Here is a 14273-nt window from a genome sequence, read left to right as displayed (position 1 = left end):
CCGTAGGAGGCTCACCATGCACACGCCGCAGACTCGTCGCTGCAAGCACCCGAGGCGTTTGCCCAGGCGGTGGTGGATGCAGACCATCTGTGACGTGAGCGCGAAGACTGCGACACCGCCTTCACGCGGCCGGTGCCCTGGCGATGGGGGCCGAACACTGTCCGGCCCCCATCGCCCCCAGGATCATCTGCGCCGTTTTGATCACTGCCATTTCGACTTTGTATGCTCCTACAGTCGAATGATGGCATTATGCCTCACTCTTTATCGTACGCATGGAGCGACCGTGACCCACGTTTTCACCCCTTCCCACACCCACCTCACCGCTGGCGTCCCCGCGAATTTTCCGTTCTTCAAGCGCCTCGGGATGTTCGTGCTGGCGGCATTCATTTTCATCTTCGGCACGATTCCCGGATTGTTGCTGGCGCCCCCCGCCACCCAGGCTTACGGGGCATTCATCACCACCCTCGGTCCTGTCGCGCTGCTGCTATGTGCATTGTTCGCCTGGCAACATCGGGCCGATCTGGGCGCTACGTTTCGCGGCAACGACTTGCGCAGACCGCTGCGTGTCGGCGCCATCAGCGTTTTCGCCGTCTATATGCTTTGTGGCCTGTTGGTTGCGGTGCTGGGGCTGCCACGGGAAGCGTTCATGGCTGAGCTGTTTGCCGGCCTGACCACCTGGCAAACGCTGATCAAGCTGGCTTCGTTGATGATCCTGGCGCCTATCACCGAAGAACTGATGATGCGCCACTACGCACTGCGTCTGTTTCCCTATGAACGCAGCCACCTGTGGAAATGGGTTTCGGTTCTTGCCACCTCCGCCCTGTTCACCAGCCTGCATACTCAATACGGCAACTGGCCAACCCTGGCGCTGATATTCGCCGTTGGGTGCATCCTTGCCCTTGCACGCATCGCCAGCGGTGGCCTGCGGGTACCGATCCTGCTGCATATGTTCGCCGAAGTGATCGCCTGCAGCCTGGATTGGACCTGGGCATCAGCAGGGCTCTACGGCTGATCAGAACAGGCCTGATGCCTGGGTGATACCCCGCTCGTAAATCCAGTTGAGCGCGCCGTCAGACCGCCCGGATAGGCGGCCTGCGACGGGCTCATGGGCAAAAGCCGCGCCCCTGCCATATGAAAAACTTGTCAACCCTCTCTGCCCCAAGGCTTTTTTTGGCCGCTTTGATCTGTCAAGCTGATGAGAACAATTATCAACAGCTTTACTATTTGCCAGGAATGGTATTCAGGGAGACTCAGGTTCATGTCTGTTCAACACCCAGGCGGCAAGGTTTTTTCACCCAGTTTTATGGCGATGGCGATGTGCCTGGCAACGTCCCAGGCGACCTTCGCAGCCGACACTGAAAAACCAGCACCGCTGGAACTGGGGGCTACCGAAATCTCCGGCCAACAGCTTGGCGACACCACCGAAGGCACGCAGTCCTACACCACCGGTGAGATGGCCACCGCCACCAAACTGCCCCTGAGCATGCGCGAAACGCCCCAAGCCGTGACGGTCATCACCCGTCAGCGCATGGACGACCAGGCCATGACCAGCGTCAACGACGTGGTCAAGAACACGCCGGGGCTGTTCCTCAGCCAAGCCAGCGGGCCGGGCCGGCAAACCTACAAATCGCGCGGTTTCGACATCGACAACATGATGTTCGACGGCCTGCCCAGCGCCTATTCCGGCTACGCCAACAGTGTGCAACCTAACCTGGCGATGTTCGACCGCGTGGAGGTGATCCGCGGCGCCACCGGCCTGGTTACCGGTGCCGGCAACCCCTCGGCGGCAATCAACTTCGTGCGCAAGCGCCCAACCCTTACCCCTCAGGTGTCGATTACCGGCGCGGCCGGCAGTTGGGATGACTACCGCGGGGAACTCGATGCTTCCAGCGCCTTGAACGACAGCGGCACCCTGCGCGGCCGGGTGGTTGGCTCATACCGCGATGCCAATAGTTTCCGCGACAAGGAAACCAGCGACCACGGCCTGTTCTACGCCATTGGTGAGGCCGACCTCAGCGAAAACACCATCGCCACCCTGGGGTTCTCGCAACAGGAAGACCAGACCAACTACTTCTGGGGCGGCCTGCCCCTGGGTGCCGACGGCCATCACCTGAACCTGCCCCGCTCCACCAACCCCGGCAGCGACTGGGAAAACAAGAAACTGACGATCCATACGGTGTTCGGCGATGTGCAGCATCGCTTCGACAATGGCTGGAAACTCAACCTCGCCGGCTCCGCCTCGCAACTGGACGGCGTGTTCACCGGCACCTACCAGTCGCGCTACCGGACCACACTGGCGAGAACCGCCTACCAGTCGCATCAGGACGACAAACAGTACGCCTTCGACACCTTCGCCAGCGGCCCGGTCGAAGCCTTCGGTCGCACCCACGAAGTAGTGGTCGGGACCAGCAAGCGCATCCTCGACGCCACCTCCAAGGAATACAGCCCCTATGACACCAACTATCCCCTCAATGGTGCAAAACCGGACTTCGTGCGCAATGGCAAAGGCCATGCCATCACCAGCCAGGACGGCGTCTACCTGACCACCCGCCTGAACCTGGCCGACCCGCTCAAAGTGATTCTCGGAGGGCGCCTGGACTGGTATGACTACGACGATCGCCAGGGTAACGGCGACTACAAAGTCACCCGCAACCTGACGCGTTACGCCGGTGTGATCTATGACCTGGACGAGCATCACTCGGTCTACGCCAGCTACACCGATATCTTCACCCCGCAAAGCAGCAAGGACCTCTCGGGCAAAGTGCTGGAGCCGATTGTTGGCGAGAACTACGAGGTGGGCCTCAAAGGCGAGTACTTCAATGGTGCCCTCAACGCCAGCGTGGCGGTGTTCCAGATCGACCAGAAGAACCGCGCCACCCAAGCCGCGACCCAGCTCGGTTGCCCTCAGCTCACCTGCTACGACGCCTCCGGGCTGGTGCGCAGCCAGGGTATCGACCTGGAACTGCAAGGCGCACTCACCGAGAACTGGCAGGTCGGCGGCGGTTTCACCTACACCCGCGTGCATTACATCAAGGACACCAACGCCGCCAACAAAAACCAGCGCTTCGACACGGACACCCCAGAACGGATGTTCAAGCTCACGACGTCGTACCGCTTCCAGGGCCCACTGGAAAAACTGCGCATCGGCGGCAACGTCTACTGGCAGAGTCGCATGTACAACGACGTCGTCCTCGCTGACAGCAGTCGCTACCGCCTGGAACAAGGCAGCTATGCCGTCGCAGACGTCATGGCTGGCTACCAGGTGACCCGGCACCTGGACCTGCAAGTGAACGTCAACAACCTCTTTGACCGCACCTACTACTCCGCCATCGGCACCAGCCCTATCTGGGGTTCCACCGACACCTACGGTAACCCCCGCAGCTTCGGCCTGACAGCCAAGTACACGTTCTAAATGCACTGGGCGCCGGTTTCGACCACGAAGTTGAAATCGGCGAACAGATCAAGCTGCAGGAATATTTACCTCGGTATCAGATACGTTACACTCGCCGCCTTAAACATCCGCCAGGGAGGCAACCATGAGCGTTCGCGGTCACGATCGACAGATCGACAATATCGAATTCAATGTGGCCAACATTGCCCGCAGCAAAGCGTTCTACGGCGAAGCGTTCGGCTGGACCTTCGTCGACTACGGCCCGACGTACACCGAATTCAGCGATGGCCGCTTGACGGGCGGTTTCACCACCGGCGAGCCCGTTCGCCCGGGTGGCCCCTTGATCATTTTGTACGCCGATGACCTCGATGACACCCAGCGACGGCTTGAAGCCGTGGGCGCCGTCATCACCCGTGCGACCTTCTCGTTCCCAGGCGGCAGCAGGTTCCACTTCACGGATCTCGACGGCTATGAACTGGCCGTCTGGACCGCTCAGCCATAAATCCCCGCTTGGATGCGCGCGACATTCCCGTACAAGGGAGTCGCGTCGTCATCCGTTGAACACCGACTTTTCTCCATCAGATAAATGCAGGCTGTGTAAATGCGCAAGATTGCCCTCCCGTTTTTGCTGCTGTTGCTGTGCCTGCACGGCTGTGCCGAAATGCCCGCCTACTCGAATGTCACCGCCAGCGACGCGAGCGATGAGTCGCGCTATACCGTCGTCGAAACCGACACTTATGCGGGGCGGCCTCAACGGCACCTGCTGGATGACCAAGCCGACCTGAACATCATCAGGGTCAACGATAAGAAGGTCGGGAACATCCCCTTCTCCACGTACTACTACAGGAACGACTCGCCCCAGCGCGCCATCCTTATACCCGGCAAATACAAGATCCAGCTGGAATACCGCTTGCCTCGGTACTTCATGTTTGCAGAACTGGATTTTGAGGGTAAACCCGGCCAGAAGATCATCGCCCGCTCGGAGTACATTGGGCTGAATCGAATCAAAGTCTGGTTGGAAGATGCCGCGACCGGTGAGGTGGTCAGCCAGCGGGCGAGATATTAAAGCCGCCCTCGACGCCTCCCGCTCATCAGCGGCGCACGGTTCACTTATCGCAGCGAGCAAACTCGTCCTCGGGTGGCGGAACGCGAAATGACAAAAGAGACAGCACGTCACATCTTGATCACCGGCGCGGCAGGTACCGGCACCACGACCTTAGCCGATGCGTTAGGCAAGGCGTTGAGCGCGACGCACCTGGAAGCCGATGACTATTTGTGGCTACCCAGTGACCCGCCCTATCAGCACCTGGCAGACAAAACGCAGCGAGGCGCGCGCTTGCGACAAGCAATGCACGCGCATGGCCGCACCGTGGTGGCCGGATCCATCATGGGCTGGGGCCAGCCGCTTGAAAGTGAGTTTGACCTTGTGGTGTTTCTTTATCTTCCTGCCGAACTCAGGTTGGCGCGATTGGAACATCGAGAAGCCAAGCGTTTCGGACAAGCAAGGCCCGAGTTTCTGGCGTGGGCGGCTCAGTATGACGAGGGAGACGCCCCTGGACGTAGCTTGGCCAGGCATCAGCAGTGGCTGTCTGCCCTGCCCTGTACGGTATTGATGCTGGAGGGGGATATGTCTGTGGCAGATCGAGTCCGGCGGGTATTGAGCACGCTCGACGGACTGAAGCGCCCGCCGTCAGTCACGTGAAAGGGCGTGATAGGCGCTCAGTCTTTAACCTCGGGCAAAGCGTCGCGCTTGGCGAAGATGCCTGCCATTTCCGCCGCGTTCTCAGTGCCCCAGGTACACAGCGGCACGATCGCCTCAGCCAGGCTGCGACCCAGCGGCGTCAGCGTGTAGTCCACGCGCGGCGGCACTTCTTTGTAATCGGTCCGCGCCAGCACGTGGTCGGCTTCCAGATCCTTCAATTGCTGGATCAGCACCTTGTCGCTGACGCCTGGGATCAAACGCTTGAGCTCGCCGTAGCGCTTCGGGCCGTCGCGTAGGAAAAACAAGACCAGCGGTTTCCACTTGCCCGAGATGATGCGCAGCGTGGCGTTGAGCCCGCAACCGGTACCGCAGATTTCAGAGTTTCTGGTCATTTTTTGATACTTACCAAAAGGTGCATACTTGTCCTTAGGTTATTAGCACCGCATCCTCGTCTCAAGCAAGCGATTTCCTGCTTGGGTACAACTCCAACGAAGGATGCACGTCATGACCAGATTGAATGGAAAGACCGCCGTGATCACCGGCGGCGCTACCGGCATCGGCCTCGCCGCGGCAAAACGCTTCATCGAGGAAGGCGCGTTCGTCTTCATCTTCGGCCGCCGGCAACAAGCGCTCGACGCCGCCGTGGCCGAGCTAGGCCCCAACGCCCGTGCGGTGAAAGGCTCGGTCTCTGATCAGGCCGACCTCGACCGGCTCTACGCAGCGGTGAAGGCCGAGCGTGGAACCCTCGACATCGTCTTCGCCAATGCCGGGGCGGGAAGCCCGCTTGCGCTCGGTACAATCACCGCCGAGCACATTGACGAAGTCTTCGACACCAACGTGAAGGGCTTGATCTTCACGGTGCAGAAGGCGCTGCCGCTGATGGGCCAGGGCGGTTCGATCATCCTCACCGGATCGAGCGCCGGCACCACCGGCGCCCCGGCATTCAGCGCCTACAGCGCGAGCAAGGCGGCCGTACGCAACCTCGCGCGCAGCTGGGCGCAAGACCTGAAGGACACCGGCATCCGAGTCAACGTGCTGTCGCCTGGGCCAACGGCCACCGAACTCGCGAAGGCAGCGCTAGGTGAGGAAGGCATGAAGGTCTTCGCCTCGATGAATCCGCTCCAGCGCATGGCCGATCCAGTGGAGATCGGCGCGGTGGCTGCCTTTCTCGCATCGCACGACAGCAGCTTCATGACCGCCAGCGAGGTCGCCGTCGACGGCGGCCTGGCCCAAATCTGACTCGCTACGCCCGGCCGCTCACTCGATTCGATATTCGCAGCGGCTGGGCGTGGTAAACCTGAGGAGAAACGCTATGAGCTACGCAATTATCGGCTTCGGCAAGCTCGGCCAAGCGCTTGCCAAGGCCTTTGCCCGAAGCGGCATCGACGTATCCGTTGCGACCACTCGCGCTCCGGAAAGCTTTGCATCCCTGGCTGCCGCGATCGGCCCCCAGATCACGGCCACAACGCTGGCGGAGGCCGTCAAGGCGGACATCCTCTTTTTGGCGGTCCGGTACGAGTCGCACGGGGATGTTGCACAGGCGCTGCCGACCTGGACGGGAAAGATCATCATCGACGTGACCAATGCTTACGGCGTGCCCCCAGAAACACTGGGAGGACAGCCCTCTTCCGAGCTCATCGCGCAGGCCTTCACGGGGGCCAGACTGGTTAAGGGTTTCAACCATCTGGTCGCTGCCGTCCTTGACCAGGATCCAGCGGTCCAGGGCGGCAGGCGAGTCGTGTTCCTGGCGAGCGACGATGACAGCGCCGCGGAAGAGGTTGCTGCGCTTGCGAACAATCTCGGTTTCTCGCCGCTGCGACTGGGCGGGCTTTCGGAAGGTGGCCTGCTGGTCCAGGCGCGCGGAAACAGCTGGGGGCCGCTGATCTTCAAGGACCTGGTCAAGTTCGACTGACGTATTGCGCGCGCACATGTCGGTACGAGCCGGCCTCGCGGATAAAGGCCAGCCTCTGACTGATTGAAGCGCGGTCCTGGCTCGATCGCTCGCCCCCTCTCAATTTCGATGCAGCAGCGTATTGGGCGCAACGCCGAATGCCTTGCGGAACGCATGGCTGAAATGGGAAAAATCAGAAAACCCGAAATCCAGTGCCGCCTGGGAAACACTGCGCACCTGGCCGCGTTCAATCGCTTCGCGGCTGGCGTTGAGGCGCTCCTTCCAAATCTCGGCCACGGGAGTCTTCTGATAGCGTGCGAAGGCGCGTGTAACGGTTCTGGTGGACACGTTGTGGGCCTGCGCGATGACTTCAATCGACAGGTCCGGCTCGGTCAGGTGCCGTTGAATGTACTTCATGATGCGACCGTAGAGATCCAGTTCTTCATGGGTGGTCTTCAAGTCCTGCACTTCCAGGCTGATGACGAGAAGGTCGAGCAAAGCACTGGAATAACGGTTCGAGATGGCCTCGTCCTGCAACGATGCCGGCGTACTTGCGGCCTGACGTAACATTTCCCGCAATGGGATTACGCCAGGGCGCCGATCGTCGAGGACCATTGCGGTGTAGTCCGCGATGCGCGGCAGACGTTCGACGAGCAAGTTCCGAGGAATACGGACCAGGTGGTTTTCGGTACCACCGAAGCTGAATCGAAACGCCTGAGTTGCGTCATAAAGAAACAAATTGCCCGACGCCAGATTGGCTTTCCGGCCGCCCTGTTCAATTTGACCATGGCCATTTCGAGAGAAACCCAACCACAGTTCTTCGGCCGGACCGCTGCGCAGGTGGCGCTCGGAACGCTCCCAATAATGCAGGGGCGATGACAATGAACAGATGTCCAGATCGCCTAAGGTATTGACGGCGAGCGCACCATCGAAACTGCTCTGGGACAAGGGTTTGCTATCGGCCGTCAGACAATGGCGGCAAACCACTTCCTTCCAATATTCAAAGCGACGGGGTGCGGCAACGGCAAGGGTCGAATACTGAGTGCTTGGGTTCATGGCACTGACCTCGGTACGGCAATGCAAAAGAGCTCGATGATGTGTAACTGTTTGTCACCGTTAGCAATTAACAGGCCAAGCACACGCAGGGACATCCCAAGGGCTTTACGACGAGGTTTGCATCGAGGTGGCGCCAGCCCGGGGTGGAGATTGAAGCGCCCGCCATCCCCATTCAGAGGCACAGGGCCTCACATTTTCGGCCCGGGTGCACCAACCCCGATCATGGCCCGGCAGTGCCAGCGTTGTCTTTTCCAACCAAACGGTTGTCCTGACGAACAAAGCGACCCATCGCCGTTCCGCCTAGTTTTCACCTCACAGCAGCTCATCCCCGCACTGATGAGGCACCCCATGCATCGACAACGTTCACACCCCTTGCCGGACGCTTCCTGGCCTTTGCACACGCGCGACCTCGTGCCTGAAGAGTCGGTGTACTGGTTGATCGAATGGGGGGCCATGAAGCTGCTGCACCGACAGCGGGAGACCCACCCTGCCACCGGGGCGTTGAATCCTACCCGCATGCCTGAATGAAAATAACGAGGAGCCCAAGATGGAATCTGCGATCGACACGCATCTCAAATGCCCACGCACCCTGTCTCGTCGCGTGCCCGAAGAGTATCAGCCACCCTTCCCAATGTGGGTCGCACGCGCTGACGAACAACTGCAGCAAGTGGTGATGGGTTATCTCGGCGTGCAGTATCGCGGCGAGGCACAACGCGAGGCCGCGCTGCAGGCCATGCGGCATATTGTGAGCAGCTTCAGCCTGCCGGATGGCCCGCAGACCCACGACCTGACCCACCACACCGACAGCAGCGGCTTCGATAATTTGATGGTCGTGGGTTACTGGAAAGACCCGGCCGCCCACTGCCGCTGGTTGCGTTCGGCCGAGGTCAACGATTGGTGGACCTCGCAGGACCGCCTCGGTGAAGGCCTTGGTTATTTTCGTGAGATCAGCGCGCCGCGGGCCGAGCAGTTTGAGACCCTCTACGCCTTCCAGGACAACCTGCCCGGTGTCGGCGCAGTCATGGACAGCACCAGTGGCGAAATCGAGGAGCACGGTTACTGGGGATCGATGCGCGACCGTTTCCCGATATCCCAGACAGACTGGATGAAGCCCACGAACGAGCTGCAAGTGGTCGCCGGTGACCCTGCCAAAGGTGGTCGGGTGGTGATCATGGGGCATGACAACATCGCCTTGATTCGTTCAGGCCAGGACTGGGCGGATGCCGAAGCTGAGGAGCGCTCCCTGTACCTCGACGAGATCCTGCCGACCTTGCAGGACGGCATGGACTTCCTGCGCGACAACGGCCAGCCCCTGGGCTGCTACAGCAACCGGTTCGTGCGCAATATCGACCTGGACGGCAACTTCCTCGACGTGAGCTACAACATCGGTCACTGGCGTTCGCTCGAGAAACTCGAACGCTGGGCGGAATCGCACCCTACCCACCTGCGTATTTTCGTGACGTTCTTTCGGGTGGCCGCGGGGTTGAAAAAGTTGCGGCTGTACCACGAGGTATCGGTCTCGGACGCCAAAAGCCAGGTATTCGAGTACATCAACTGTCATCCGCACACCGGCATGTTGCGGGATGCCGTTGTCGCGCCCACCTGACACTCAACGCTGACCCATCTGTCCTGGAGGGCGTCGCTCCTCCCTCCAGCCTGACGCCGGGTTCACCCCATTATTTTTTGGTCCCTCATCTCTAGCGCATGGGGTGGGGGCCACTTTTTGGCAGGGATTTGATCATGAAACCGAATCGAAGTGTGCTGGTGCTGGGAATGTTGCCGGGAGGTTTCGAACCGTTGCGCGCAGGGGCCAATGCCTCGCTTTTTTTATTATCGGCACGCGCAGCGATCTGATCTTTATCTTCTGAGTGCAGATGTCTTTTTCAACCAAATGAGTGTCCTGCTCAACCATGCAAATACGGCCATAGCGGCCTAATTTTATCTCCATTGCGACCCGGACTCAGTGGGTCCCACGGGCTCGAAACGGTTGTCGAACAATCCCGAGCCGGTGTGTCGATCATCGATCAAAAGACAGGAAAATCATGGCCATTACTCGCCCTACCCTCGACCAGGTTTTAGACATCGCGACCCAGTTGCACATGCAACTGACGCACGAACAGGCAGCGTCCTACCTGGAACTGATGCAACCGAGTTTCGACGCTTACGACCTGGTCGACGAACTGGCTGATTTCGTTCCGCCAATACGCTACGACCGCAGTTCAGGCTATCGCCCATCGGCCAAGGAAAACCCTCTGAACGCCTGGTACTACCGAACAGAAGTGAATGGTGCCCGCGAAGGCCTGCTGGCGGGCAAAACCGTCGCGCTCAAAGATAATATCTCCCTGGCAGGCGTCCCCATGATGAACGGCGCAGCGCCGTTGAAAGGCTTCGTCCCGGGGTTCGATGCCACGGTGGTCACCCGCTTGCTCGATGCGGGGGCGACCATTCTCGGCAAAGCCACCTGCGAGCACTACTGCCTTTCAGGAGGCAGCCACACCTCCGATCCAGCCCCGGTGCACAACCCACATCGCCACGGTTATGCCTCTGGCGGTTCCTCATCAGGCAGCGCGGCATTGGTTGCGGCCGGTGAGGTGGACATCGCCGTGGGCGGCGATCAAGGCGGCTCCATTCGGATCCCGTCGGCCTTCTGCGGTACCTACGGCATGAAGCCCACCCACGGCCTGGTGCCCTACACCGGCGTCATGGCGATTGAAGCCACGATCGATCATGTCGGCCCCATCACCGGTAACGTGCGCGACAACGCGCTGATGCTGCAGGCAATGGCCGGTGCAGACGGACTCGACCCGCGCCAGGCGGCGCCTCAGGTCGATGACTATTGCAGTTACCTGGAAAAAGGCGTGAGCGGACTCAGAATCGGGGTGTTGCAAGAGGGATTCGCGCTTGCCAACCAGGACCCTCGCGTGGCGGACAAAGTGCGCGACGCCATCGCCCGACTCGAGGCGTTGGGCGCTCATGTCGAGCCGGTCTCCATTCCCGAGCACAACCTGGCAGGGTTGTTGTGGCACCCCATCGGTTGCGAAGGCTTGACCATGCAGATGATGCATGGCAACGGCGCAGGCTTTAACTGGAAAGGACTTTACGATGTCGGCCTGCTGGACAAACAAGCCAGCTGGCGCGAGCACGCAGACCAATTATCCGCGTCGCTCAAGCTCTGCATGTTCGTCGGCCAATACGGCCTGTCGCGCTACAACGGACGCTACTACGCCAAGGCCCAGAACCTTGCACGCTTTGCCCGGCAGGGATACGACAAAGCGCTGCAAACCTATGACCTGCTGGTGATGCCGACCACGCCCATCACGGCCCAACCCCACCCGCCAGCGAACTGCTCGATCACGGAGTACGTGGCTCGCGCGTTGGAAATGATCGGCAATACCGCGCCACAGGACATCACCGGGCATCCGGCCATGTCGATTCCGTGTGGCCTGCTGGACGGCCTGCCCGTTGGGCTGATGCTGGTCGCAAAACACTACGCCGAGGGCACGATTTACCAAGCGGCGGCGGCGTTTGAAGCCTCGGTGGACTGGCGCACGCTCTGAGCCTTTTACAGGCGCTGCCACCCCCTGAAGAACGATAAGAAAGACCGGCAAGTTGCAATGACTTTTCAACCGCGTTGACTGATAGGAGTTACCCCATGAGTACATCGATTTCCACGACCGCGACACCTTCGACACCCGGTGAGAGAGCATGGGCCTTGTTTCAAGTGCTCAAGAGCAAGGAACTCATCCCAGAGGGCTATGTCGAGCAGCTCACTCAATTGATGGCCCACGACTGGAGCCCGGAGAACGGCGCTCGCGTGGTCGCCAAGGCATGGGTCGATCCGCAGTTCCGGGCGCTGCTGCTCAAGGACGGAACAGCCGCTTGCGCGCAGTTCGGCTACACCGGCCCACAAGGCGAATACATCGTCGCCCTGGAAGATACACCGGGGGTGAAGAACGTCATTGTCTGCAGCCTGTGCTCCTGCACCAACTGGCCGGTCCTCGGCCTGCCGCCCGAGTGGTACAAGGGCTTTGAGTTTCGTGCGCGCCTGGTCCGGGAGGGGCGCACCGTACTGCGCGAGCTGGGGACGGAGTTGCCGAGCGACACGGTCATCAAAGTCTGGGATACCAGCGCCGAAAGCCGTTACCTGGTGTTGCCGCAAAGGCCTGAAGGCTCTGAGCACATGAGTGAAGAACAGCTTCAACAGCTGGTGACCAAAGACGTGCTGATTGGCGTCGCCCTGCCACGCGTTGGCTGAGAAAAAACAACTCATCATCGTTCAACTTGCGGAGTTTTCATTATGGATGGCTTTCACGATCTCGGCGGTTTCCAAGGCTTTGGCAAAGTGCCGCACACCATCAACAGCCTCAGCTACAAACAGGTTTTCAAGCAGGACTGGGAACACCTGGCCTATAGCTTGATGTTTGTCGGCGTTGACCAATTGAAAAAGTTCAGCGTGGACGAAGTGCGTCATGCCGTCGAACGCCTGGACGTTCGCCAGCATGTCGGCACCCAGTACTACGAACGCTACATCATCGCGACCGCCACGCTGCTGGTGGAAACGGGCGTTATCACCCAGGCGGAGCTCGATCAGGCATTGGGTTCCCACTTCAAGCTGGCGAGCCCCGCCCATGCGACAGGTCGCCCGGCGATCACCGGCAGGCCGCCCTTCGAAGTGGGCGATCGGGTTGTGGTTCGAGACGAATATGTGGCGGGGCATATCCGCATGCCGGCCTACGTGCGCGGTAAGGAAGGCGTGGTCCTGCACCGCACCTCAGAGCAGTGGCCCTTCCCCGACGCCATTGGCCACGGCGACTTGAGCGCAGCCCATCAGCCTACCTACCACGTCGAGTTTCGCGTGAAAGATCTATGGGGTGACGCGGCAGATGACGGTTACGTCGTGGTCGATCTTTTCGAAAGCTACTTGGATAAGGCCCCCGGTGCCCAAGCGGTGAACGCATGATTGAAGGCGCCCAGGCGGGCCGACTGCCGGTGACGGTCCTTTCCGGCTTCCTCGGCGCCGGCAAAACCACCCTGCTCAACGCTATCCTGCGCAATCGCCAAGGACTGCGGGTCGCGGTCATCGTCAACGACATGAGCGAAGTCAACCTCGATGCCGAATCGGTGCAGCGCGACGTCTCGCTGCACCGTGGCCGCGATGAGTTGATCGAGATGAGCAATGGCTGCATTTGCTGCACCCTGCGCGCCGACCTGCTGGAACAGATCAGTGACCTGGCACGTCAGCAGCGCTTCGATTACCTGCTTATCGAATCCACGGGGATCTCCGAACCGATGCCGGTCGCGGAGACCTTCGCCTTCCTCGACACCGAAGGCTTCAGCCTCAGCGAGCTGGCACGCCTTGATACACTGGTGACGGTGGTCGATGGCAGCCAATTTCAGGCGCTGCTGGAATCGACGGATACCGTTGCCCGCGCCGACACCGAGGCGCACACGTCCACGCGTCACCTGGCGGATCTTCTGATCGAACAGGTGGAGTACGCCAACGTCATTCTGGTCAACAAGCGGGACCTGATCGACGAGCCCGGCTACCAGGCAGTGCATGCGATCCTCGCTGGCCTCAACCCGAGCGCGCGGATCATGCCGATGGCTCACGGGAACGTCGCGCTGTCCAGCCTCCTCGACACCCATCTGTTTGATTTACCCAGCCTCGCAGCCTCGCCGGGCTGGATGCGTAAAATGGAAGCTACCGATACGCCGGCCTCGGAGTCGGATACCTATGGCGTGACATCCTGGGTCTACCGGGAGCGCGCGCCTTTTCACCCCCAGCGCTTGCTCGAGTTTCTACAGAAGCCCTGGCACAACGGTCGCTTGTTACGCAGCAAAGGTTACTTCTGGCTCGCCAGCCGCCACCTGGAAATCGGCCTGCTGGCGCAAAGCGGCAAGCAGTTCCAGTGGGATTATGTCGGGCGCTGGTGGAACTTCATCGAGCCATCGCAATGGCCGCGGGACGAATATCGGTTGCAGGGCATCATGGCCAAGTGGGACAGCGTTGTCGGCGACTGCCGACAGGAGCTGGTCTTCATCGGCCAGGGGCTCGACACCCGCGTCTTGCAGCGCGAACTCGACCATTGTTTGCTGAGTGCCCAGGAAATAGCCGCCGGCCCACTGGCCTGGCAGGCACTGCCGGCGGCGACGGCCTTTGACACCGAGGCCTTATCGGCACGCCCCACGCCCCCCCATGGCGGTTCAACCGACTTGACCCGGTAGAGGTACAC

Annotated in this window: 15 protein-coding genes; 13 read left to right on the top strand and 2 right to left on the bottom strand. The window is 60.5% G+C overall.

Annotation, left to right across the window (positions count from 1 at the left end; all coding sequences use genetic code 11):
• Positions 1-283 precede the first annotated feature (283 nt).
• The 5 genes from P2T68_RS16640 to P2T68_RS16620 all read left to right on the top strand — a co-directional run bounded on the left by P2T68_RS16640 (position 284) and on the right by P2T68_RS16620 (position 5093).
• On the top strand, positions 284-1012 hold the full coding sequence (locus P2T68_RS16640) for a type II CAAX endopeptidase family protein (protein ID WP_277379616.1): 729 nt from the start codon (positions 284-286) through the stop codon (positions 1010-1012).
• Positions 1013-1258: 246 nt separating this feature from the next.
• Positions 1259-3412 (top strand): TonB-dependent siderophore receptor, encoded by a 2154-nt coding sequence (locus P2T68_RS16635; RefSeq protein WP_277379615.1) that lies wholly within the window; start codon positions 1259-1261, stop codon positions 3410-3412.
• A 124-nt stretch (positions 3413-3536) separates the two neighbouring features.
• Positions 3537-3893 carry a VOC family protein gene (locus P2T68_RS16630; RefSeq protein WP_024075753.1) on the top strand — a complete coding sequence of 119 codons (357 nt, stop codon included), beginning with the start codon at positions 3537-3539 and terminating at the stop codon, positions 3891-3893.
• Between the two features lie 99 nt (positions 3894-3992).
• A complete protein-coding gene (locus P2T68_RS16625; RefSeq protein ID WP_277379614.1) occupies positions 3993-4457 on the top strand; it encodes a hypothetical protein in 465 nt (154 codons plus the stop codon).
• 87 nt (positions 4458-4544) lie between these two features.
• Positions 4545-5093, top strand: coding sequence for an AAA family ATPase (locus P2T68_RS16620; protein ID WP_069076273.1), 549 nt, complete (start codon positions 4545-4547; stop codon positions 5091-5093).
• A 17-nt stretch (positions 5094-5110) separates the two neighbouring features.
• Here P2T68_RS16620 and P2T68_RS16615 read toward each other — a convergent pair whose 3' ends face one another.
• The gene (locus P2T68_RS16615; protein WP_024075756.1) at positions 5111-5485 is read right to left on the bottom strand and encodes a helix-turn-helix domain-containing protein; all 375 of its coding nucleotides are present in this window, start codon (positions 5483-5485) and stop codon (positions 5111-5113) included.
• A 112-nt stretch (positions 5486-5597) separates the two neighbouring features.
• On the opposite strand from P2T68_RS16615, the gene P2T68_RS16610 reads away from it, so the two are divergent.
• The gene (locus P2T68_RS16610; RefSeq protein WP_024075757.1) at positions 5598-6332 is read left to right on the top strand and encodes an SDR family oxidoreductase; all 735 of its coding nucleotides are present in this window, start codon (positions 5598-5600) and stop codon (positions 6330-6332) included.
• Between the two features lie 73 nt (positions 6333-6405).
• On the top strand, positions 6406-7005 hold the full coding sequence (locus P2T68_RS16605; RefSeq protein WP_277379613.1) for an NADPH-dependent F420 reductase: 600 nt from the start codon (positions 6406-6408) through the stop codon (positions 7003-7005).
• A 99-nt stretch (positions 7006-7104) separates the two neighbouring features.
• Here the strand turns inward: P2T68_RS16605 and P2T68_RS16600 are convergent, their stop codons facing one another.
• Complete coding sequence (locus P2T68_RS16600) at positions 7105-8040, bottom strand: helix-turn-helix domain-containing protein (protein WP_150055454.1); 936 nt, start codon at positions 8038-8040, stop codon at positions 7105-7107.
• 348 nt (positions 8041-8388) lie between these two features.
• Between P2T68_RS16600 and P2T68_RS16595 the strand changes: the two genes are divergently transcribed.
• The 6 genes from P2T68_RS16595 to P2T68_RS16570 all read left to right on the top strand — a co-directional run bounded on the left by P2T68_RS16595 (position 8389) and on the right by P2T68_RS16570 (position 14265).
• Positions 8389-8568 carry a hypothetical protein gene (locus P2T68_RS16595; protein WP_081329218.1) on the top strand — a complete coding sequence of 60 codons (180 nt, stop codon included), beginning with the start codon at positions 8389-8391 and terminating at the stop codon, positions 8566-8568.
• Positions 8569-8587: 19 nt separating this feature from the next.
• Positions 8588-9646, top strand: a complete 1059-nt coding sequence (locus P2T68_RS16590; RefSeq protein ID WP_024075760.1) for a phenylacetaldoxime dehydratase family protein — start codon at positions 8588-8590, stop codon at positions 9644-9646.
• Positions 9647-10082: 436 nt separating this feature from the next.
• Positions 10083-11597 carry an amidase gene (locus tag P2T68_RS16585; RefSeq protein ID WP_277379612.1) on the top strand — a complete coding sequence of 505 codons (1515 nt, stop codon included), beginning with the start codon at positions 10083-10085 and terminating at the stop codon, positions 11595-11597.
• A gap of 95 nt (positions 11598-11692) precedes the next feature.
• Entirely contained in the window at positions 11693-12295 is a 603-nt protein-coding gene (nthA, locus tag P2T68_RS16580; RefSeq protein WP_024075762.1) for a nitrile hydratase subunit alpha, read from the top strand.
• A 42-nt stretch (positions 12296-12337) separates the two neighbouring features.
• The gene (gene nthB / locus P2T68_RS16575) at positions 12338-13000 is read left to right on the top strand and encodes a nitrile hydratase subunit beta (RefSeq protein WP_277379611.1); all 663 of its coding nucleotides are present in this window, start codon (positions 12338-12340) and stop codon (positions 12998-13000) included.
• Complete coding sequence (locus tag P2T68_RS16570) at positions 12997-14265, top strand: GTP-binding protein (protein ID WP_277379610.1); 1269 nt, start codon at positions 12997-12999, stop codon at positions 14263-14265. The genes nthB and P2T68_RS16570 overlap by 4 nt, the downstream gene beginning before the upstream one ends.
• Positions 14266-14273: the final 8 nt, after the last annotated feature.

It is taken from the genome of Pseudomonas sp. G11 (assembly GCF_029457515.1).
Taxonomy (GTDB): Bacteria; Pseudomonadota; Gammaproteobacteria; order Pseudomonadales; family Pseudomonadaceae; genus Aquipseudomonas; species Aquipseudomonas gorinensis.
This window is presented reverse-complemented; position numbering and strand designations above follow the sequence as displayed.